This window comes from Bacillus sp. 5mfcol3.1 (assembly GCF_900114335.1).
In the GTDB taxonomy this organism is placed as follows: Bacteria; Bacillota; Bacilli; order Bacillales; family Bacillaceae_G; genus Bacillus_A; species Bacillus_A thuringiensis_S.
Genome location: NZ_FOST01000002.1, coordinates 594,578 through 613,716, shown reverse-complemented (window position 1 = coordinate 613,716; position 19,139 = coordinate 594,578). Strand labels below are relative to the sequence as shown.

The following is a 19,139-nucleotide window of genomic DNA, read 5'->3' as shown; positions in this document are numbered from 1 at the left end:
ACTCAAGGTTAACTTTCTGTTATGTAATCAAGTTCCACCTTTACAATGTCCTCACATGCTATTGAAATGATTGTTCCTTGTTTATCAATCGCCGTCACTTCTCTATTATCCATTACACGATTTGCTACTCTTTCTAACACTTTCCCTTGGTCTCGATAGCAAAATTCTTTTACATCTTTAATTGTTTCTCCATTTTCTAAATGGTATACCATTCTATAACATCGATATCCCACACTTTCACCCCCGTCTTGCTCGTTTTTTCACATATACATAAAAATGAGTAATTTTTGCCTCATCACATCTTCTTAATTTCAATAAAATTCTAACAAAAATAAATACTTTTATCAAACCGACTTTTTCAACAAAACTACCTATAAAACTACACCTTTACACCATTAGGAAACAAAAAATATAATTTTTTAACATTTTCTTCACTATTTCTGCACAAATTCTCCATACAAAAAAAGAACCCGCCGCAGCGAGTTCTCCTTTTGTTATTCTAATCAAACTTGTACAGGAGCTGGCTTTGCATAACGTAAAACTGGTTTACGTGCAGCCATCGTTTCGTCTAAACGTTTAATGACTGTCGTATGCGGTGCTTCTTGTACAACTTCTGGATTTTCTTCTACTTCTTTAGCGATTTGAATCATCTTATCAATGAAACCATCTAATGTTTCTTTTGATTCTGTTTCTGTCGGCTCAATCATAATACATTCTTCCACATTTAATGGGAAGTAAATTGTTGGTGGATGGTAACCGAAATCAAGCAGACGTTTTGCAATATCTAATGTACGTACGCCAAGTTTCTTTTGACGACGACCTGATAATACAAATTCATGCTTACAATGTCTATCGAATGGAAGATCGTAGAATGGCGCTAATCTTCTCATCATATAGTTCGCATTTAATACAGCATACTCAGTTACTGCACGCAAGCCATCTGGACCCATAGAGCGAATATACGTGTATGCACGAACGTTAATTCCGAAGTTACCATAGAATGGCTTCACACGACCAATTGCTTCTGGACGGTCGTAGTTGAAGTGATAACCATTTTCCGTTTTTTCTAAAATCGGTTTTGGTAAGTACGGAATTAAATCAGCTTTCACACCTACTGGACCAGAACCTGGGCCACCACCGCCATGAGGACCTGTAAATGTTTTATGAAGGTTTAAATGCACAACGTCAAATCCCATATCTCCTGGGCGTGCTTGGCTTAATACCGCATTTAAGTTTGCACCATCATAGTATAACTTACCGCCTGCATTATGGACGATTTCTGCCATTTCTAAAATATTTTCTTCGAATAGACCTAATGTATTAGGATTTGTTAACATAAGTGCTGCTGTTTCTTCGTTTACAACACGTTTTAAGTCTTCTAAGTCAACAAGGCCATTTTCATTTGATTTTACTGTAATTGTTTCAAAACCAGCTACAGTTGCAGATGCCGGGTTCGTTCCGTGAGCAGAGTCAGGTACAATTACTTTCGTACGGTTAAAGTCACCATTCGCTTCATGGTATGCACGAATTAACATTAAACCTGTCCATTCTCCGTGTGCACCAGCTGCTGGTTGTAAAGTAACAGTATCCATACCTGTAATTTCAATTAAATGCTCTTGTAAGTCATACATTAATTCCATTGCACCTTGTACTGTCTTTTCATCTTGCAGTGGATGAATATTTGCAAATCCTGCGAAACGAGCTACACTCTCATTAATTTTCGGATTATATTTCATCGTACAAGATCCAAGTGGATAGAATCCAGAATCAACACCGTGGTTACGGTTTGAAAGTGCTGTATAGTGGCGCATAATATCAAGTTCAGATACTTCTGGTAGCTCTGCATCTTCTACTCGAATATAATCGCTCTCAAACACATCTTCTAGTTTCACTTCTTCTACATCTAATTTGGGTAAGCTATATCCTATGCGTCCTTCTTTACTCACTTCAAAGATAAGTGCTTGGTCTTGGTTCTTCATTGGATAGCCCCCATTTCGTTTACAAGTGTGTCAATTTCCTCTTTTGTACGAAGCTCAGTTACTGCTACAAGCATATGGTTTTCATGCTCTTTATAATCACGGCCTAGATCGTAACCACCGATAATATTCTTTTGTAATAATGCATCGTTTACTTCTTTCACTGGACGTTTGCAATCTACAACAAACTCATTGAAGAATGGCCCAGCAAATGTTACTGTGAAGCCTTTCGCCTCAAATTGACGTTTTGCATACTGTGCTTTAGAAATGTTTTGACGTGCCATTTCTTTCACACCTTGTTTGCCAAGTGCCGTCATTGCAACAGAAGCTGCTAATGCATTTAACGCTTGGTTTGAACAAATATTAGACGTCGCTTTATCACGGCGAATATGCTGTTCACGTGCTTGTAACGTTAATACAAATCCACGTTTACCATCTGAATCTACAGTTTGTCCAACAAGACGTCCTGGAATTTTACGCATAAATGCTTTCGTTGTTGCAAAGTAACCACAGTGCGGTCCACCAAACTGCGTTGGAATACCGAATGGTTGTGCATCACCGATTACAATATCAGCACCAAATTTCCCTGGTGGTGTTAATGCGCCTAATGATAATGGATTTGAAGAAACGATAAATAATGATTTTTGTTGATGAACGATTTTTTCAATATCAGCTAATTTTTCAACTTGTCCGAAGAAGTTTGGATATTGAACGATTACACAAGCAACTGTATCATCTACTTCACTTTGTAATACGTCTAAATCTGTTACACCATCTTTATGATTAATTTCAACAACTTCAAGATTTTGACCTTTTGCATACGTTTCAAGTACTGCTCTTGATTCTGGATGAACCGCGCTAGATACAAGAATTTTCTTTTTGCGAGTATGGCCAGCTGCTAACATTGCCGCTTCAGCTAAAGCTGTACCCCCGTCATACATAGAAGAGTTTGCTACATCCATTCCTGTTAATTCACAAATCATTGTTTGGAATTCAAAGATTGCTTGTAATTCCCCTTGTGAAATTTCCGGTTGGTATGGTGTGTAAGCTGTATAAAATTCTGAGCGAGAAATAACATGATCTACAATTACTGGAGCATAATGATCGTATACGCCTGCTCCTAAGAAAGAAGCGTATTCTTTTAAGTTAGCATTTTTACTAGCCATTTGAGATAGCTCTTTTAAAAGCTCTGGCTCTGATTTTGCTTCTTTAATTTTTAAATCCCCTTTAAAACGAACACTCTCTGGAATATCAGAGAATAATTCATCGATCGTTTGAACGCCGATCGTTTGTAACATTTCTTTTTTGTCTTCTTCTGTCATTGGAAGATAACGATGCAACATGAAATCTACCCCTCTCCCCGTTACTTTGAACGTTTGTAAAATGGTGTTGGAACAACTACTGCTTTGACGCGTTTATTACGAATTTCAATTTCTACTTCTGTATCAACTGCTGCGTATTTTACATCAATTAGTGCTAAACCAATGCTTTTCTTTAACGTTGGAGATTGTGTACCACTCGTTACTTCCCCAATTTTTTCTTCACCAATAAATACAGGGTAATGCGTACGAGGAATTCCACGTTCGATTACTTCAATGCCGACTAATTTACGAGGCGCACCGTTTTCTTTTTGCTCTTTTAACGTTGCTTTTCCAAAGAAGTCTGCTTCTTTATTTGTTTTTACCGCAAAGCCAATTCCAGCCTCAATCGGTGTAATATCTTTTGATAATTCTTGTCCATAAAGTGGTAATGTTGCTTCGAATCGAAGTGTATCACGAGCACCTAAACCACATGCTTTTAAGCCCTCTTCTGCTCCAACTTCAAGAAGTTTCTCCCAAAGTTTTGCAGCATCTTCACTCTTACAGTAAATTTCGAATCCATCTTCACCTGTATAACCTGTACGAGATACAAGTGCTGGAATTCCATCTACAAGAATATCGTTTTTAAATTTAAAGAACTTAATTTCTTTCAAATCTTCTGACACAACTTTTTGTAAAATGCCTTCTGCTTTTGGTCCTTGAATTGCAAGCTGTGCAACTTCACTAGAAACATTGACTACTGTCGCATCGCCAATTACATGACTTGCTAACCATTCGTAATCTTTCTCGATATTTGATGCATTGATTACTAATAAATAGTCTTCTTCACCACGTTTGTAGATTAATAAATCATCTACTGTACCACCATTTTCGTAGCACATAGCTGTATATTGTGCGCCCCCTACCTTTAAGGTAGATACGTCATTTGTAACAACACGTTGTAAAAATGCTAAACTATCTACACCTTTTACTTCAACTTCTCCCATATGAGACACATCGAACAAACCTGCAGCTGTACGTACAGCTTCGTGTTCTTCTTTAATGCTTGAAAATTGAACTGGTAATTCCCAACCACCGAAGTCGATTGTTTTCCCACCATACTTCGCGTATACATCAAATAACGGTGTACGTTGTAATGTAATCATGCTCTCTCCCCCTTATGCTTTGACAAATCAATAAAAGTTGCTTCCTTTTTCTAAACATTTTCATTCTGAAAAGATAGGATATACGGAATCTCATTATATTTTTTTATGAAAGCGTAAATAAAAAATCACTTTCTTGGATAAAATACGAAAGATTCCACACATTTCACACCATTATCCTAACATCATTCGCTATATTTCATCAATATTCTAGCATAAAAAATAATTTAGAATTTTTTATTTTAAAACACAATAAATACAGCTTTTGAGATTTAATACTTTATTATTGTCTATCATATAGCCTTTAATAACGATAATTATGCCTTCTTTTGAGGCAAATCATCATACATTAAAAAATAATTACTTTAGTTTATAAAAGGTGGGAGAGTCGTAATGAATGTCGATATTTCCGTAGATCGGACGTGGCAAAACAATTTTTTAAATAGAATTGATGAAGATGGTCCTTGGACAAACTGGGATTTATATCACTTAGCTTATGAAACAGAAAAATCGTTACTTGTTCCTACTTTTGATGGACTACAAGCACCGAAACATTTATCCCATTTCACGCCGCTTCCGCATCAATTAGAAGTCGCTCAAAATGTGATTGAACAAATGAATGGTAAAGCGATTCTAGCAGATGAAGTAGGTCTTGGAAAAACAATCGAAGCTGGACTTATTTTGAAAGAATACATGGTCCGCGGGCTTGTGAAAAAGGTACTTATACTTGTCCCAGCCTCTCTCGTATCACAATGGGCATACGAGCTGAATACAAAGTTTTTCATTCCCGCTGTAGCACAAAAGAAAAGCTACTCGTGGGAACAAGCTGACGTAATCGTATCATCAATTGATACTGCGAAACGTTCACCACATCGCGATATCGTGTTGAACTTAGAATATGACCTTATTATTATCGATGAAGCACATAAACTGAAAAATAATAAAACAAAAAACTATGAATTTGCACAACGATTAAAAAAGAAGTTTTGTTTATTACTAACCGCTACTCCTGTTCAAAATAAGATTGATGAAATTTTTAACCTTGTTTCTTTATTAAAGCCAGGACATTTAGGCAATCAATCCAACTTTGAAGAATATTACGCTTCCAAAAATCGTTCAGCCGAATCAGATGAAGACTTAAAAGCTCTCATTAACAAAGTAATGGTGCGAAATAGACGACATAATACCGGTATCGATTGGCCGAAGAGACATGTACGTACAATTTTTGTTGAGTTTAATGAACAAGAACAAGCTCTATATAATGATATCGAAAATTGGCGAGGGCAAGACGCCTTCACATCTGCTTTCTCATCGTTAACTTTAAAACGGGAAGCGTGCAGTAGTCGTGAGGCTGTTTACTATTCATTGAAAAAGCATGTAGAAAAAAGACAGAAAGAAAATGAACATTATATAAAAGATCCACATATCGATGTGCTAATGGACAAAATTAATCATATTCCTTTCAACTCGAAAGCAACTAAAGCTCTAGAGCTTATAAAAGAAATTGACGATAAAGTCGTCATTTTCACGGAATACCGAGCATCACAGATGTACTTACAATGGTTTTTACAACAACACGGTATTTCTTCTGTCCCATTCCGCGGCGGATTTAAACGCGGGAAGAAAGATTGGATGAAGGAACTTTTCCAAAATCGTGCCCAAGTGTTAATTGCAACGGAAGCTGGCGGAGAAGGCATTAACTTACAGTTTTGTAGCCATATGATCAATTATGATTTGCCATGGAATCCAATGCGTCTTGAGCAAAGAATCGGACGTATTCACCGTCTCGGTCAAAAGAATGATGTTCATATTTATAACTTAGCTACAAAGCATACTGTTGAAGAACATATTCTGAAACTGTTATATGAAAAAATCAACTTATTCGAGCGTGTTATCGGTGAACTCGATGAAATTTTAACGAGAATTAATATGAAAAACATCGACGCGCACATTCAAGAAATTTTCGCGCAATCAAAAAGCGAAGGTGAAATTAGAATTAAGATGGAAAACTTAACATCTATAATCGACTTTGCGAAACGAAATGAAGCTGAGGTGCAAGGCTATGCAGCAACATGAAATTCATAATTACTTATACAATTTCTTTGAGGCGAATAACTGTGAAATTTTAGAACGTTCTCCTCATTTATTAGATGTACAGTTAACAATTGAGATGGATAAATTATTAATGAATCGCCCTTTTTATTGGCACTATCTTGAGAAAACAGGAGGCGTACCGAATCCGATGCGCCTTACTCTTATTACAAATCCAGAAAATGAAGAAAATGATGGTGAGCTTATTCACTACGGTTCACCACGTCTACATCAAATTTTCCAAACGACAAAAGAATTAGGCTCTTACATACGTTTATATGAGGATGTAAGACATAATGGGGCAACACATACACCGCTCCACCCTTGGCTCGGTATTAATATAAAAGTTTCCTATCAATGTGATCGAAAAAAAGACATCCTTCACTCGATTGGCATTCATCTCATTTCTGGAACAATGATGGCAAACTTTCATGAAACATTAACAAACATTAAACTTACACCAAAAATACCTGATTTTTGTTTTACGCTCTCGCCCATCATTAAACCTCAAAGTGGTTTACAACGCATAGAAGACGCTTTAAAAAATATAATTGCAGAAGATGACCATACGTGGGCAAAAGAAGCAAGAGTGCGTTGGAATCATGATCTAGACCTTTTAAACCGTTTTTATGAAGAAAGTGACGAACTTCCTGAGAGCTATGAAATTGAAAAACAAGCTCTGCAAGAACAGTATGAACCACGTATTACAGTGCAAATTATTAACGGTGGCCTTTTTTATGTTACCGCGAATCATTTTCTATCTTGAAGAAGCTCCTTCTGCTTTAGAAGGAGCCTCTTTTGAGCTATTTTCTACCCTACTCGCTATCGCCACTACGCTCTTGCTGCTTTTTCTGTGCCATACGTTTCTGCTGTGCACGATCCTTTGCGCTCACATGATTTGCATCAGTTGGAAGATTTTCTTTCGAACGTCCAATTCCATTGCTCATCTTTCCCACTCCTTTTTGCGTTTTTCAAAATACATGTTTATTTTCAGCTAGAGTTACAATCCTTATACAAAAAATAAGAGCAGCCATTGGCTACTCTTACTCGCTCACATATTTTTGAAACATATCATGGATGCCTTTATTTACTAGGTTCGAGATCTGCTCGTCAGATTTATTCGGATAACGATCACGCAATCTGATAGATGCCTTCACCATTAAATTTTCTAATACAGAACGGCCACCTTCTCCATAAATAATTTCAGCATATTTAACAAGCCTTCCATCCTCTACTGTTGCTGGATTATGATTGAAGAAAAATTTACTCATTGTCTCCACCTCTCTCTTTTGATAACGTTTACATTTATATAGATTATTTATGTTATTTATTTCACAATATTGTATGCATGTATATTTAATTAGTTTCATTATAAAGCAACATATCGATAGTAAATATGTGATTTTCCGTCCATTTTGTGAACAAATTAAAAATGAAAGCGTTTCCTTTATTATATACTAAAAAAACTTACTACGCTAGGGGCAATTTTTTTCAATCTACTAATCCCTCAAAAATTGATATATTTTTTCTTTTCCCATTAAACCTTATACAATTTTCAGAAATTATATTATAAAATATATGTATGACTTAAGGAGGCTTTGTATGAATCAAAATAAAAAAGCTATATTAGATCTTGTCTTTTATCTCGTAATCCCATTCCTCATTTGGAAATTTGCAAAACCTTATATCGATCCTTATTACGCGATGTTACTTTCCTCTGTTCCGGGGATTATTTATACACTGTATACCTTTAAAAAAGAAAAACAGTTTAACGTGACAGGGTTCTTTATTTTAATTACACTCATTTCTAATACAACGGTAGATCTATTATCTGGGTCAGCTGAACGAATGTTGTGGAATGATGCATATTATCACATCGTACTCGGTATTATCGTCATCTGTACAATTTTCATAAAAAAACCACTCATGTTATATTTCGCTGCGGATATTGCAGCGCTGCAAGGACATGACCGCGATAAAAGTCGTGAACTGTATCGTGATAGTCGTATCTATCCAGCACTACAATACTTAACGTTATTTTTCGGCCTACAATTCATATTAAAAAGCTTCTTAAAAATTTATTTCATCTCTGTTTTTGGTGTAGATGGCTACGGTGAAATGAGAGCGATTATGACCGCTGTCGGCTGGGGCATTTCTATTTGTATTGGAATAGGGTTCGTATGGGTGAACAATAAAATACATGCCGTTACGGAAGAACAAGAATCCGTGCAGTAAATAAAAATCCCCTGGTGTATTACGACACTAGGGGATCTTTATTTTGCTAGACATATGACTAAAATTTAACTTGATTTTTTTCTTTTACTTTTTACATTTCGATAAAACAAAGCAGCACTCAGCGGCATAACACCAAACCACTTATTCATAAATGGCTCTTTTTCAGCACGGCGTTGTTCTTTCTTTTGTTTTCGATCTTCTTTTGGAGCATCCATATACGACACAAACTGCTGCGTCACAAAGCGAACATAATCATTAGTAGACATATTATCATCACCTCTACTTCATTAGTATGTCCACTTTTTTATACATTAATCTTTTCCTTTAATTCATTCATAATTTGCTTTACAGACTTATTTGTCGTATCGATATGAATATGAGCCTCTTCATAATAAGCTCGGCGTAATTCAAATTTCGTTACAAATGCATCTATATCTTTCTTTTGAAATAGTGGACGTGTCGTATCTTCACGAAGCCTCTCTGCAATTACATGCGGATCACAATATAAATACACGACAGTTCCGTTCTCTTTCATCCACTTGCGATTTTCCGCTCGTTCAATAATTCCCCCACCAGTTGTAATAATGACATTATGGACTGGTAGCGAACGTAACATTTCGCTTTCATATTCCCGAAAAGCCGTTTCGCCTTCTTCGGCAAAAATATCACGAATTGCCTTCTCTTGCTTCTCTTCGATTTTTTGATCAGTATCTACAACATCCATTTGAAGTTCTTGACTTAATGCTTTTCCAATTGTTGTTTTCCCTGCTCCCATATAGCCGGTTATGTATATAGATTTCATTTTCTGTCCTCTCAATCGTCATTTATTAATTGTTATTATAACGAAAGATGCTACTTTGTTTAATAAAAAAACGTTTTGTTCTTATACTATGAAGAACAAAACGTAACACTCGCTTTTACTTATAAGTACCTCTTCTCACCCACTGCGTTGCAATCCATTTCTCGCCTTTCGTTACAGGTGCCCCTCCATGTAACGTAAGCTCATTTAGTGATTGATCTTGATAAAAATACTCAAAGTATACTGCCATTCCCTTTCTAGGATGTACAGAAAGATTTAATTTCGGGAAGTACGTTTCCCCGCCTTCTTCTACATCATTTAAGTACATTACAAGCGTACTAATACGATTGTTAGCAGCTGATCTACTATGTTCCGCAAAATAATCATAGTGTGCTTTATATTGTTGATCCACTTCATAATTTAAAATGTGCAATCCTTCACCATGCGACGCAGGAACATTCATGATAGATGAAATTCGTTTTTCAATCTTTGAAGTAAGTTCATTGTCTTCCAAAAATGCACCGCTACTTGTTCGAATATCATTTACATCACGTGATGAACCAACTTTAGAACGCTTCATTTTATTTTTAGACATTTCAATTAATTCACCACACTCTTCATCACTTAGTACATTTGCTAATACGACAATAAGAGGTTCTTCGAATTTTGAAATAATGTGTATTTCTCTATCTTCTGTCATAATCGTATTTCCTTTATGATCAAAAATAGTTTGTTCCTTATTTTCACCTATTTGATTGTTGTTTGTCATTTCCCTATTCTCCCTAAAAATAATGATTGGATAGCATGAATATATCACATTCTTTCTACCTTTCTCTTTTTTGAGAAAATTTAAACTTTTAATCATTATATTTATCCATTTCTTCTAAAAAATCAATTCAATTTACAATAGAAATCCCTGGTTTTTCTTCGTATTTTTTACATATTATCCTTCTATCCAATCGACTATTTTTCCATCCTTTTTTCTATACCGAAAGCTCACCGTATAGAAAGCTTCCTGTTTGAGTGTACACTGCAACGCAACGAGAATTAAATCATTTTCAAAGATATAATTTCCACTCACTTCTCCCTTTTCATACTGAAAGAAAAATGCACCTTCTTTTTCTTTTTGCTGTAAGTCTTTTTTTATATCTGTAATAGATCGGTTAAGTAGTTCATCCAGTAAAAACTTTTGTTCTATTTCTATATAAAAATTTTTATCTGTAAACAACATATTTGTTTCGTATATAAAAAAAGAAGTTAATAAAATAAGAAAGATGAGTGTTCCAGGCATTGTAAACCCATTTTGCCCTCTCATACATTCATTTCCATTTCACTATATCGCATAACTACACCTTCATATATTTTTTCGCTAGTATCTTTCACATTTATAATGAGTACATGAGGTGTTAGTTTGTAAGAAACCGTTCCAATATTTTGTAAAACAACTTCCCTCCCGCGCCTATTTACCTTTCTTATAAGACGACTATTCTCTTTTTCATACGATACTTCACTCCCATTACGCGATCGAAATCGTAAAATACTTTCTCCATTTTCAAATGCTAGCTGTTCTCCAGATGATACTTCACGAAACTCCAATTGCATTTGACCTAAAAATACATCCCACTCCCAATCATTTAATCCTTTTGTCTGTTTATTTTCCATTTCAATGAAATGTAGGCGGGGAAAGAGCAAAAAAAATATTGATAATAGAAACAGACATACAATCATTTCTATTAATGAAAAACCAAATTCTAATTTATTTTTTCTCCTACATAAAAGCATTGTTCCATCACTCTGTCTTTCACATCTCTCCACATGGTACAAACTTCATTGCCTCCCCAATATGTGTAATACACAATTCCATTTATATTCTTTTCTATTATTCGCTTTTCTTCATTTCCATACATATATATAATTGCTTCCTTTTTTAATAATCCAGATGCCTTATAACGAATTTGTATATTTTTTCTTTCTTGCATAACTAATACTGTTTGCGGTAGTAGTAACGATACAGCCATCATTAAAATACTTAACGATACAATCATTTCAGCCATTATGGATCCTTTTTGACATTTCACGATACGTAAATCTCCCTCTTCCAAGCTGAAATACAATTTCATATTTATAATTTCGATATGAAATTATAATCGTACCACCTCTATTAATATTCCCACTTGGATTATATGTCATCGGATTTGGAAACGTATGCAAATCAATTTGTATATCTTCTTCATACTCTCTCTTGACGATATAATACTTTGTACCTGACTCTTTTATAGCATACATATTTCTATCTTTATGCCAACGTAATGTATAGTGCTTTTGACGATTTATCGCTAATTGCTGCATATACAAAATATCATTTGAAAACTGTCTCAAAAATTGTTCAACTTTTTGTCGCTCGTATAAGGAATGAACACTAAAATACGTAACTATACTTAATACAGAAATAGCAAATAAAACGAGTAACATTTCTAAAAAAGTAAACCCCTGTTGTTTCACAATGCCCTAATTGATACTGCGCCATCATCTGAAATATGAATAGATTCGCCATTCGGGCACTTATCAGTTGTAATATACTTTTCATCTGTCAGTTCTTTTAACGATGGAATTTTATTATGTTGTAATTGATATACTTGTATTTGTGCTTCTATAGATTTCACGTAAGCTGCACACCCTTTTCCTTGGACCGATGAACGCTGTGTAACTACATTTGGAATAATTAATAGTAATAATATAGTTATGACAACCATTACTAATAGCATCTCTAACAGAGTAAATCCTTCCTCATTCTGCATACAAATGCCCCCTAAATAGAATTCATCATTTGAAACATTGGCATAATCATCGCTAAATACATAAGGACAACGATTCCTCCAATACATATAAATAAAATAGGCTGAATGATAACTAACATATGTTTAATTTTCCGTTCCATCTTTTCCATAATAAGATCGCTATAGTCACCTAATTCAATCGCTAAATTGCCGTTTGCTTGTCCATGCGTAATAACATAAGAAAGTTCTTTCTCGTAATACCCACTTTTAGCAATGATAGATTGTAACCGTTCTCCTCCAATTAATTGTCTTTCAATCCGGCTCGCTTCATATTGAAAGAACGGATGATATCTTTGCTCCATCATTATTGTTAAAGCTTCGCATACTGATAGTCCACCATTTAATAAACCACTCAACTGAGTAGCAAAATAATGTGAATGCTTTAAAATAAGAAATGTTTTGATGAGGGGCATACGAAGCATGATTTTTACCTGGCTAATATGTGGAAGTTTCCTAAAATACAACATATACAAACTACATCCAATAATAACAGTTAAAATAGCGGTTAAAATAATGTAAGGTAGCAGTTTTATTGCACTTAAAATTTGTTCTGTAAGTAGTGGTGTATTAGAACCGAACGAACTATAAACCATTTCAACCTGAGGTAATAAAATGAGGTTGAAAATAAAAAGCATGATTAGTAGAAAAAACATTAAAAACATAGGATACTGCATGATTTTCATCATATCTCTCCTATACTTATCTTTCTTATAAAGAAGTGCACTTCCTTGTTGCAAAGCAAAAGAAATATCACCATGTTGCTCGGCATAAAATAAATAACTTAACATGTCCTGATGAAACTTTAACTGATGAAAAGAATCGTGTAGACTTTTCCCATCTTTTAACCCCTCAATCATGTGCTGCAATTGTACTTTCTTTTCTACAGGTAATTGAAACTGTAAAAATTCTAATGCTTGTAAAAGAGAGTAGCCTTTTTCTAGTAATTCTCCTAAACGTTTCAACAATACTACTTGATCACTTAAACTCCAAGTTTTCTTAAACATAAACATCATCTTCTAAAAAACCTAAAGCATATCCTTTTCTTATTGACGATTCTAAAGTCTCATGTTTGTAAGTAACACATTCTCCATCTGCTTCTTTAAGCGCTTGTTTTAACTCATATCCATATAGCAGCTCATAAATGCTTGCTTGCCTTACTTGCCTCATTGATTTACATAAAGTTGAGCACTTTCCTCTGCAAAACGGACACTTCAATTCGACAAGTCGCTGTGCAGCTACAGCCAATAAAGACTGTTCAATCTCTTGCCTCGTTATACCATAATCCATGAAACGAATGATTGCTCCTTTCGCATCATTCGTATGCAGCGTTGTCATGACTAAATGTCCTGTCAAACTTGCTCTTATAGCTATTTTTGCTGTTTCTTCATCACGGATTTCACCGACTAAAATAATATCTGGATCATGACGTAAAATAGCCTTTAATCCTGTTTCATATGTGAGACCCGCTTTTTCATTTATTTGAATTTGTAATACATCGTCACTTCTTTTTTCAACCGGATCTTCAAGTGTAATGATGCGACGTGTTTTCTTTTTTCTAATTACCTCTAATAATGCATACATTGTCGTTGTCTTCCCAGAACCAGTCGGTCCAGTAAACACGAGTAGCCCCTGTGAATAGCGTAAAAACGAGAGTAGTTTTGCTGCCGTACTTGGAAATAACGAAAGATGTGATAAGGGCTGAACAGATGCTTGTAAATGAAGGCGAATAACGAGACTTTCTTGATATACTGTTGGAAGTGTTGAAAGGCGTAAATACACTTCTTGTCCATCAATTTGCAAATACAACGAACCATTCTGTGGCTTCCGTTTCTCTCCTATGTCCATAGATGCTAAAAATTTAAAATGTGAGACAAGTTTTTCTCCAAACTCCTTTTCAATACAATGTCTCGTCATTAAATCTTTTCCTACACGTAGTTGCACCGCTACATCCTTCTGCCGGGGCACAATATGTAAATCTGACGCTTGTACCCTACACGCTTCTTTTAAAATTGTATTCGCAAAAATTTCAATCCCATTCATCACTTTTCCCTCCTCACTATGTATATAGCATGAAAACATGCACAATAAAAATTTGGAATTTTGTATTTTCACTAGAACGAAAAGGAAAAATATGTTTGTGAAATTATGAACAATTTCTGAATTATTGTCTGAAATTACCTATACTCATGTTTATCTGTATTATAATGTTATTATCTTGGATAAAGTGATAAAGGTGGAGATCCTCATGGAACAAGCTTTAAAAATTACAGGTGTTTTAGCTGACCCAACTCGTTATTACATTTATAAATATATTTCGCAAAAACATAGTTACGTAACTGTACAAGAAATTGCAGATGAATTCGATATTCATCCAAACGTAGCGCGTTTACATTTATCTAAATTAGAAGATGTTCATATGCTTAAATCGGAAACGAAGAAAACTGGAAAAGGCGGAAGACCAAGCAGATTATATGTCTTATCTGAAGATGTTATTCAATTGCAATTTCCATTCCGTGATTATCAATTGTTAGCAAGAATAGCATTTAATTCTTTACTTAGCCTTGGCGCTGCTGGTGAAAAAGCGCTATACGAAACAGGAAAACAATTCGGGGCCGAATTAATGCAACAACATATGCAACGTTTAAATGTGAGTGAAGATGCTTTAACAGTAGAGCAAAAAGTTCAAATTGCAAAAGAAGCTTTCTCAACAGCCGGCTTATCACCTGCATTTGAATTAAGTGCAGATGGAACAAAAATTTTCTATGATGTACACAATTGTCCATTTAAAGAAGTTGCTGTTCATCATCCAACTGAAATTTGTAACATGCACGGAGATATGATGAAAGGCATTTTTGAAATCCTATTCCCTAACATGGAATTAACTCGACATGATAGTCTATTAGATGGATGTAAATCTTGTAATTATAAACTAACAATTTAATTTATCATATAAAAAGAAGCCAATAATAATTGGCTTCTTTTTATATGAACGAATATTTACAATAGTAAGAAAAATAAACTATAATGAAAAGAGGTTTTACTTTTTCTAGAAAAGGAGGGAAATAGCATGGATCGCATGTTTCGCGTTCTCGGCTTTTGGACTGGAATTTTCTCGGTTATGTTTTACGTAGGAGATATGCAACAGGCTGCACTACTATTTTTAGGACAAACAGGTTTCTTCGTACTTTTAAGCTATTTAAAATTAACAGAGCGTATGTATATATACGTATTTGGGGCATATTTAACTGTTTTCTTCATAGGATTTACATACTACACGACATTTTTACTTGTCCCTGGGGCTGGACATTAAAAGATGGCATTTTGCCATCTTTTTTTTAATCCCGCAATTTCCTAGTTGACTTATAGGTTTTATTACCTTATATTCTATATAACAGATTGGAATTAGGGGGAATCAACATGAATACACTGCTTGTCGGAATTAACGTTGCAGTCATGCTCATCTTAGTTGGCGTATTATATTATATGCAACGTAAGCATGTATCTTTTAATAAACGTGTATTTACCGCTTTAGGAGTCGGAATTTTATTCGGTCTTATATTACAATTCATTTATGAGCCAACTTCTAAAGTAATTATTGAATCAAATACTTGGTTTGGCTTAATTGGTAACGGTTATGTGAAATTACTTCAAATGATCGTTATGCCACTTATTTTAGTATCTATTATTTCAGCATTTACAAAATTACAGTTAACGAAAAACCTTGGTAAAATTAGTGGTCTTATTATCGGAATTTTAATTCTTACTACAGGAATCGCTGCAGCTGTCGGTATCGCTGCAAGTGCAGGATTTGATGTATCTGCAACAGGCTTGCAACAAGGTGATGCAGAATCTGCTCGTCTGAAACTAGTTGAAGAAAGATTTACTTCTATTGAAAAGACAACAATTCCAGATAAATTATTAGAGCTATTGCCTACAAATCCGTTTCTTGATTTAACAGGCGCTCGTCCAACATCAACAATTTCTGTCGTAATATTTGCAGCCTTTATCGGCATTGCCTTTATAGGTGTAAAACGAAAATATCCAGAACAAGCAGAGCTATTTAAGAAAATGCTTGATGCTGTATATGCAATCGTAATGCGTATGGTAACATTAATTTTACGCCTTACTCCATACGGCGTATTAGCTCTTATGGCAAAAACAGTTGCTGGTAGCGATATAAATGCTATTTTAAAGCTTGGTAACTTCGTATTAGCCTCTTATGTAGCACTTATCGTAATGTTTATCATTCACTTATTATTAATTGCATTGTCTGGTTTAAATCCAATTCAATATTTGAAAAAAGTGTTCCCTGTACTAACTTTTGCATTCACATCTCGCTCTAGTGCTGGTGCGATGCCATTAAATATTGAAGCTCAAAAAGAAAAGCTTGGTATCTCCGAAGGAATTGCAAACTTCGCAGCTTCATTTGGGGTATCTATCGGACAAAACGGTTGCGCAGGTATTTATCCAGCAATGCTTGCAATGATGGTCGCTCCAACTGTAGGAATTGATCCATTACAACCACAATTTATTTTAACTTTAATCGCTGTTGTTGCTATTAGCTCATTCGGTGTTGCCGGAGTTGGTGGCGGTGCAACATTCGCAGCTTTAATCGTACTATCTACAATGAACTTACCAATCGGTATTGTTGCTCTAGTTATCTCGGTTGAGCCATTAATCGATATGGGTCGTACAGCTCTTAACGTAAGTGGTTCTATGACAGCAGGTCTTATTTCAAGTAAATGGCTTGGTGAATTAGATCAAGATACGTACAATCAAGATGATACAAAAACTGGTGAAATTGCTTCATAATGAAAAAAAGACGCTAACATACAATTGTTAGCGTCTTTTTTATTCCGTTCCCTCTTTATAGATCTTATCTTGAGAATTATCACTCCAAGTATTCTTCTAATTGCTCTTTTAACTCTTCCTCAATCTCATAACAAGATTCATCAGCGAGTTCTCCTACTTTCTTACTACCCAAAATGTTTGATTGAATTGGCATTCCTAAAAAGATTCTTTAACATCCTTAAATCGGAATATTGTGAAATTTAATCATCTCTTTTTCTTCATCTAATATAGCTATAGCAACTGTTGAATAATAACCCACCTCAAAGGGATTCTCTTTTTCTCTTGCAAATCCCATATCTAATTCCATGTTTTTTTCTATGTATAAATGCGAATACTCTTTATACAATTTAAGTGCCATTCGCTCTATTTCCTTCTCCATACATTGAATGTTCTCTTTTAACTCCAACGTAAACTCCTGTTCTTTATATTTCATTTTCGCCTCCTTAAACATAGAAAAAGAGAATACAATAATATATTCTCTTTCCTCAAATATATTTCATTATCTCACAGCCCGTCCTTTTCACAAATAACCATTTTGTTCGCACCATTTATGAAATTGTCCTACGTCTACTCCAACTAACACGATATCCTTTAGCTCTACATCAATAATTTGTTCTCCAATTACAATAGCAAACTGCGATGCTAATTTTGTCTCGTTTTTCTTTACAATTCCAATTCGGTTCCGATGCGGTCCATCTTTTATATATGCTTTTTGTCCTACAATATCAAAGTTCAAGATTCTCACCTCTTTTACTGCGCTCAAATTGGAAATACGATCTCCACCTCGGAAAATTTCCTTTCATTGCACTATTTCTCTATATATATGACGAAACAATAAAAGAGTCCTTCCTTCTTTACAATTATTTTTTCTTTGTTTCATTTTTGTGATTGAAACGTAAAGTTTATAATAAAATACACTTGGAAGCGCTTTCTATGTAATTTTTTATGTTATAATATAAAAGTAGAACTTCGTAAAGAGGGTTAAAAAAATGAATACAAAAATGATTAAAAAAGTAATTGAAGCATTAAAAGTATATGGCTTTCAGGATGTATCATTCTGTGACAAAACGAGGCAATTTTTATTTCATAACGAAACCGATATTATGAGCGGCTATGCAGAAATAACATATAGTAGTCAATTTGAAAAATTCAACGTACAAATTCATCCAATTGAAACACATCACCAAGCAGAGTTACAAGAGGTTGAAAGACATATACAAGCTTGTATAAGAAAAGTGGAATATTTAAACGCACTTCTTACCGGGCAGACAAAACTAGATGATAAAATTATTATTATGTAAAAAAAGAACGTGATTGAATCACGTTCTTTTTTCATTATATGTTCATCTTTTCCTTTAGTTGTAATCCTGTAACAGATTCTAATACATCCATCGATTCTCCAAATGTCATATCAAAAATTGTATTGTTCTCTATGTACGGAAACTGTCTGAAACGCTTTTCTAACACCTTTACAGCATCTGATGTAAAGTTTGCACTATCAATGCCAAATTCTGTTTCAAGAAGAACGATCCAATCTAACACATGAAAACCTAATCCATTGACGAATGCAATAAGTTTTTCTTCTGGGTTTGAAGATAAGAATACTTGGCGTTCCATCTCACTAAAAAGTTCTTCTCCTAAGATTTCAGCTAACTCATCATCATGTTCACGTTCAACAAGTTCTTCGTAGCCGTAATCATCCACAAGCTCTTCTACTTCTTCACTATCCTGACAAAGCAATTGACTAAGAAGTGCCTCTTTCTTAAATTCACTATTTTGTACGACTTCTAAAAAGCTCGTTTCCCATCCATTTTCTAATTTCATATTATGTACTCCTTTATATACGTTTCTTATCATCACTGTACCCAAAAGATCACTTTTATAACCTT

At 34.7% G+C, this 19,139-nt stretch carries 26 protein-coding genes and 1 pseudogene; 8 read left to right on the top strand and 19 right to left on the bottom strand.

What is annotated here, in order from left to right; genetic code table 11:
* Positions 1 to 8: 8 nt before the first annotated feature.
* The 4 genes from BM089_RS12510 to gcvT all read right to left on the bottom strand — a co-directional run bounded on the left by BM089_RS12510 (position 9) and on the right by gcvT (position 4,440).
* Positions 9 to 212, bottom strand: coding sequence for a DUF3929 family protein (locus BM089_RS12510; protein ID WP_000262496.1), 204 nt, complete (start codon positions 210 to 212; stop codon positions 9 to 11).
* Positions 213 to 503: 291 nt separating this feature from the next.
* Positions 504 to 1,979, bottom strand: coding sequence for an aminomethyl-transferring glycine dehydrogenase subunit 2 (gene gcvPB / locus BM089_RS12500; protein WP_000795702.1), 1,476 nt, complete (start codon positions 1,977 to 1,979; stop codon positions 504 to 506).
* Positions 1,976 to 3,319, bottom strand: coding sequence for an aminomethyl-transferring glycine dehydrogenase subunit 1 (gene gcvPA, locus BM089_RS12495; protein ID WP_000903240.1), 1,344 nt, complete (start codon positions 3,317 to 3,319; stop codon positions 1,976 to 1,978). The genes gcvPB and gcvPA overlap by 4 nt, the downstream gene beginning before the upstream one ends.
* A gap of 20 nt (positions 3,320 to 3,339) precedes the next feature.
* Positions 3,340 to 4,440, bottom strand: a complete 1,101-nt coding sequence (gene gcvT, locus BM089_RS12490; RefSeq protein WP_000631769.1) for a glycine cleavage system aminomethyltransferase GcvT — start codon at positions 4,438 to 4,440, stop codon at positions 3,340 to 3,342.
* Between the two features lie 390 nt (positions 4,441 to 4,830).
* On the opposite strand from gcvT, the gene BM089_RS12485 reads away from it, so the two are divergent.
* Together BM089_RS12485 and BM089_RS12480 are read left to right on the top strand one after the other, a co-directional pair.
* Positions 4,831 to 6,513, top strand: a complete 1,683-nt coding sequence (locus tag BM089_RS12485) for a DEAD/DEAH box helicase (RefSeq protein WP_001100040.1) — start codon at positions 4,831 to 4,833, stop codon at positions 6,511 to 6,513.
* Entirely contained in the window at positions 6,500 to 7,294 is a 795-nt protein-coding gene (locus tag BM089_RS12480) for a YqhG family protein (RefSeq protein ID WP_001183963.1), read from the top strand. The genes BM089_RS12485 and BM089_RS12480 overlap by 14 nt, the downstream gene beginning before the upstream one ends.
* Before the next feature lie 49 nt (positions 7,295 to 7,343).
* Here the strand turns inward: BM089_RS12480 and BM089_RS31775 are convergent, their stop codons facing one another.
* Positions 7,344 to 7,475, bottom strand: coding sequence for a hypothetical protein (locus tag BM089_RS31775; protein ID WP_000064665.1), 132 nt, complete (start codon positions 7,473 to 7,475; stop codon positions 7,344 to 7,346).
* 96 nt (positions 7,476 to 7,571) lie between these two features.
* Positions 7,572 to 7,799: a hypothetical protein gene (locus tag BM089_RS12470; RefSeq protein ID WP_000032702.1), complete on the bottom strand. Its 228-nt coding sequence runs from the start codon at positions 7,797 to 7,799 to the stop codon at positions 7,572 to 7,574.
* Positions 7,800 to 7,872: 73 nt separating this feature from the next.
* Here BM089_RS12470 and BM089_RS12465 point away from each other — a divergent pair, with 73 nt between their 5' ends.
* Positions 7,873 to 7,989, top strand: coding sequence for a hypothetical protein (locus BM089_RS12465; RefSeq protein ID WP_001987222.1), 117 nt, complete (start codon positions 7,873 to 7,875; stop codon positions 7,987 to 7,989).
* Between the two features lie 141 nt (positions 7,990 to 8,130).
* Entirely contained in the window at positions 8,131 to 8,763 is a 633-nt protein-coding gene (locus BM089_RS12460) for a VC0807 family protein (protein WP_001073111.1), read from the top strand.
* A 65-nt stretch (positions 8,764 to 8,828) separates the two neighbouring features.
* Here BM089_RS12460 and BM089_RS12455 read toward each other — a convergent pair whose 3' ends face one another.
* The 10 genes from BM089_RS12455 to comGA all read right to left on the bottom strand — a co-directional run bounded on the left by BM089_RS12455 (position 8,829) and on the right by comGA (position 14,439).
* Positions 8,829 to 9,029: a YqzE family protein gene (locus BM089_RS12455; RefSeq protein WP_000106083.1), complete on the bottom strand. Its 201-nt coding sequence runs from the start codon at positions 9,027 to 9,029 to the stop codon at positions 8,829 to 8,831.
* Positions 9,030 to 9,067: 38 nt separating this feature from the next.
* Positions 9,068 to 9,565 carry a shikimate kinase gene (locus BM089_RS12450; RefSeq protein ID WP_000836660.1) on the bottom strand — a complete coding sequence of 166 codons (498 nt, stop codon included), beginning with the start codon at positions 9,563 to 9,565 and terminating at the stop codon, positions 9,068 to 9,070.
* A 115-nt stretch (positions 9,566 to 9,680) separates the two neighbouring features.
* Entirely contained in the window at positions 9,681 to 10,331 is a 651-nt protein-coding gene (locus tag BM089_RS12445; RefSeq protein ID WP_139213258.1) for a 2OG-Fe(II) oxygenase, read from the bottom strand.
* Between the two features lie 174 nt (positions 10,332 to 10,505).
* Entirely contained in the window at positions 10,506 to 10,877 is a 372-nt protein-coding gene (gene comGG, locus BM089_RS12440) for a competence type IV pilus minor pilin ComGG (RefSeq protein ID WP_023523011.1), read from the bottom strand.
* A complete protein-coding gene (gene comGF / locus BM089_RS12435; RefSeq protein WP_139213284.1) occupies positions 10,874 to 11,344 on the bottom strand; it encodes a competence type IV pilus minor pilin ComGF in 471 nt (156 codons plus the stop codon). The genes comGG and comGF overlap by 4 nt, the downstream gene beginning before the upstream one ends.
* Positions 11,314 to 11,616 (bottom strand): hypothetical protein, encoded by a 303-nt coding sequence (locus tag BM089_RS12430; RefSeq protein WP_000829462.1) that lies wholly within the window; start codon positions 11,614 to 11,616, stop codon positions 11,314 to 11,316. The genes comGF and BM089_RS12430 overlap by 31 nt, the downstream gene beginning before the upstream one ends.
* Complete coding sequence (comGD, locus tag BM089_RS12425; RefSeq protein WP_000813141.1) at positions 11,609 to 12,064, bottom strand: competence type IV pilus minor pilin ComGD; 456 nt, start codon at positions 12,062 to 12,064, stop codon at positions 11,609 to 11,611. Before comGD ends, BM089_RS12430 begins: the two co-directional genes overlap by 8 nt.
* Positions 12,061 to 12,360: a competence type IV pilus major pilin ComGC gene (comGC, locus tag BM089_RS12420; RefSeq protein WP_001178687.1), complete on the bottom strand. Its 300-nt coding sequence runs from the start codon at positions 12,358 to 12,360 to the stop codon at positions 12,061 to 12,063. The genes comGD and comGC overlap by 4 nt, the downstream gene beginning before the upstream one ends.
* Positions 12,361 to 12,371: 11 nt before the next feature.
* Entirely contained in the window at positions 12,372 to 13,403 is a 1,032-nt protein-coding gene (gene comGB / locus BM089_RS12415) for a competence type IV pilus assembly protein ComGB (protein WP_090977070.1), read from the bottom strand.
* The gene (gene comGA, locus BM089_RS12410; RefSeq protein WP_001013187.1) at positions 13,396 to 14,439 is read right to left on the bottom strand and encodes a competence type IV pilus ATPase ComGA; all 1,044 of its coding nucleotides are present in this window, start codon (positions 14,437 to 14,439) and stop codon (positions 13,396 to 13,398) included. Before comGA ends, comGB begins: the two co-directional genes overlap by 8 nt.
* A 205-nt stretch (positions 14,440 to 14,644) precedes the next feature.
* Between comGA and BM089_RS12405 the strand changes: the two genes are divergently transcribed.
* The 3 genes from BM089_RS12405 to BM089_RS12395 all read left to right on the top strand — a co-directional run bounded on the left by BM089_RS12405 (position 14,645) and on the right by BM089_RS12395 (position 17,211).
* Positions 14,645 to 15,340, top strand: a complete 696-nt coding sequence (locus tag BM089_RS12405) for a helix-turn-helix transcriptional regulator (protein ID WP_000434107.1) — start codon at positions 14,645 to 14,647, stop codon at positions 15,338 to 15,340.
* Positions 15,341 to 15,466: 126 nt separating this feature from the next.
* Positions 15,467 to 15,709, top strand: coding sequence for a DUF2626 domain-containing protein (locus tag BM089_RS12400; protein WP_000375619.1), 243 nt, complete (start codon positions 15,467 to 15,469; stop codon positions 15,707 to 15,709).
* A 107-nt stretch (positions 15,710 to 15,816) separates the two neighbouring features.
* The gene (locus tag BM089_RS12395; protein ID WP_001094344.1) at positions 15,817 to 17,211 is read left to right on the top strand and encodes an L-cystine transporter; all 1,395 of its coding nucleotides are present in this window, start codon (positions 15,817 to 15,819) and stop codon (positions 17,209 to 17,211) included.
* A 79-nt stretch (positions 17,212 to 17,290) separates the two neighbouring features.
* Here the strand turns inward: BM089_RS12395 and BM089_RS31510 are convergent.
* A pseudogene (locus BM089_RS31510) lies at positions 17,291 to 17,683 on the bottom strand (hypothetical protein).
* A gap of 87 nt (positions 17,684 to 17,770) precedes the next feature.
* Positions 17,771 to 17,986 carry a DUF3912 family protein gene (locus BM089_RS12385; RefSeq protein WP_001008326.1) on the bottom strand — a complete coding sequence of 72 codons (216 nt, stop codon included), beginning with the start codon at positions 17,984 to 17,986 and terminating at the stop codon, positions 17,771 to 17,773.
* Between the two features lie 253 nt (positions 17,987 to 18,239).
* On the opposite strand from BM089_RS12385, the gene BM089_RS12380 reads away from it, so the two are divergent.
* Positions 18,240 to 18,551, top strand: a complete 312-nt coding sequence (locus BM089_RS12380; RefSeq protein ID WP_001093240.1) for a hypothetical protein — start codon at positions 18,240 to 18,242, stop codon at positions 18,549 to 18,551.
* Positions 18,552 to 18,585: 34 nt separating this feature from the next.
* On the opposite strand, the gene BM089_RS12375 is transcribed toward BM089_RS12380, so the two are convergent.
* Positions 18,586 to 19,074, bottom strand: coding sequence for a hypothetical protein (locus BM089_RS12375; protein ID WP_139213257.1), 489 nt, complete (start codon positions 19,072 to 19,074; stop codon positions 18,586 to 18,588).
* Between the last annotated feature and the right edge of the window lie 65 nt (positions 19,075 to 19,139).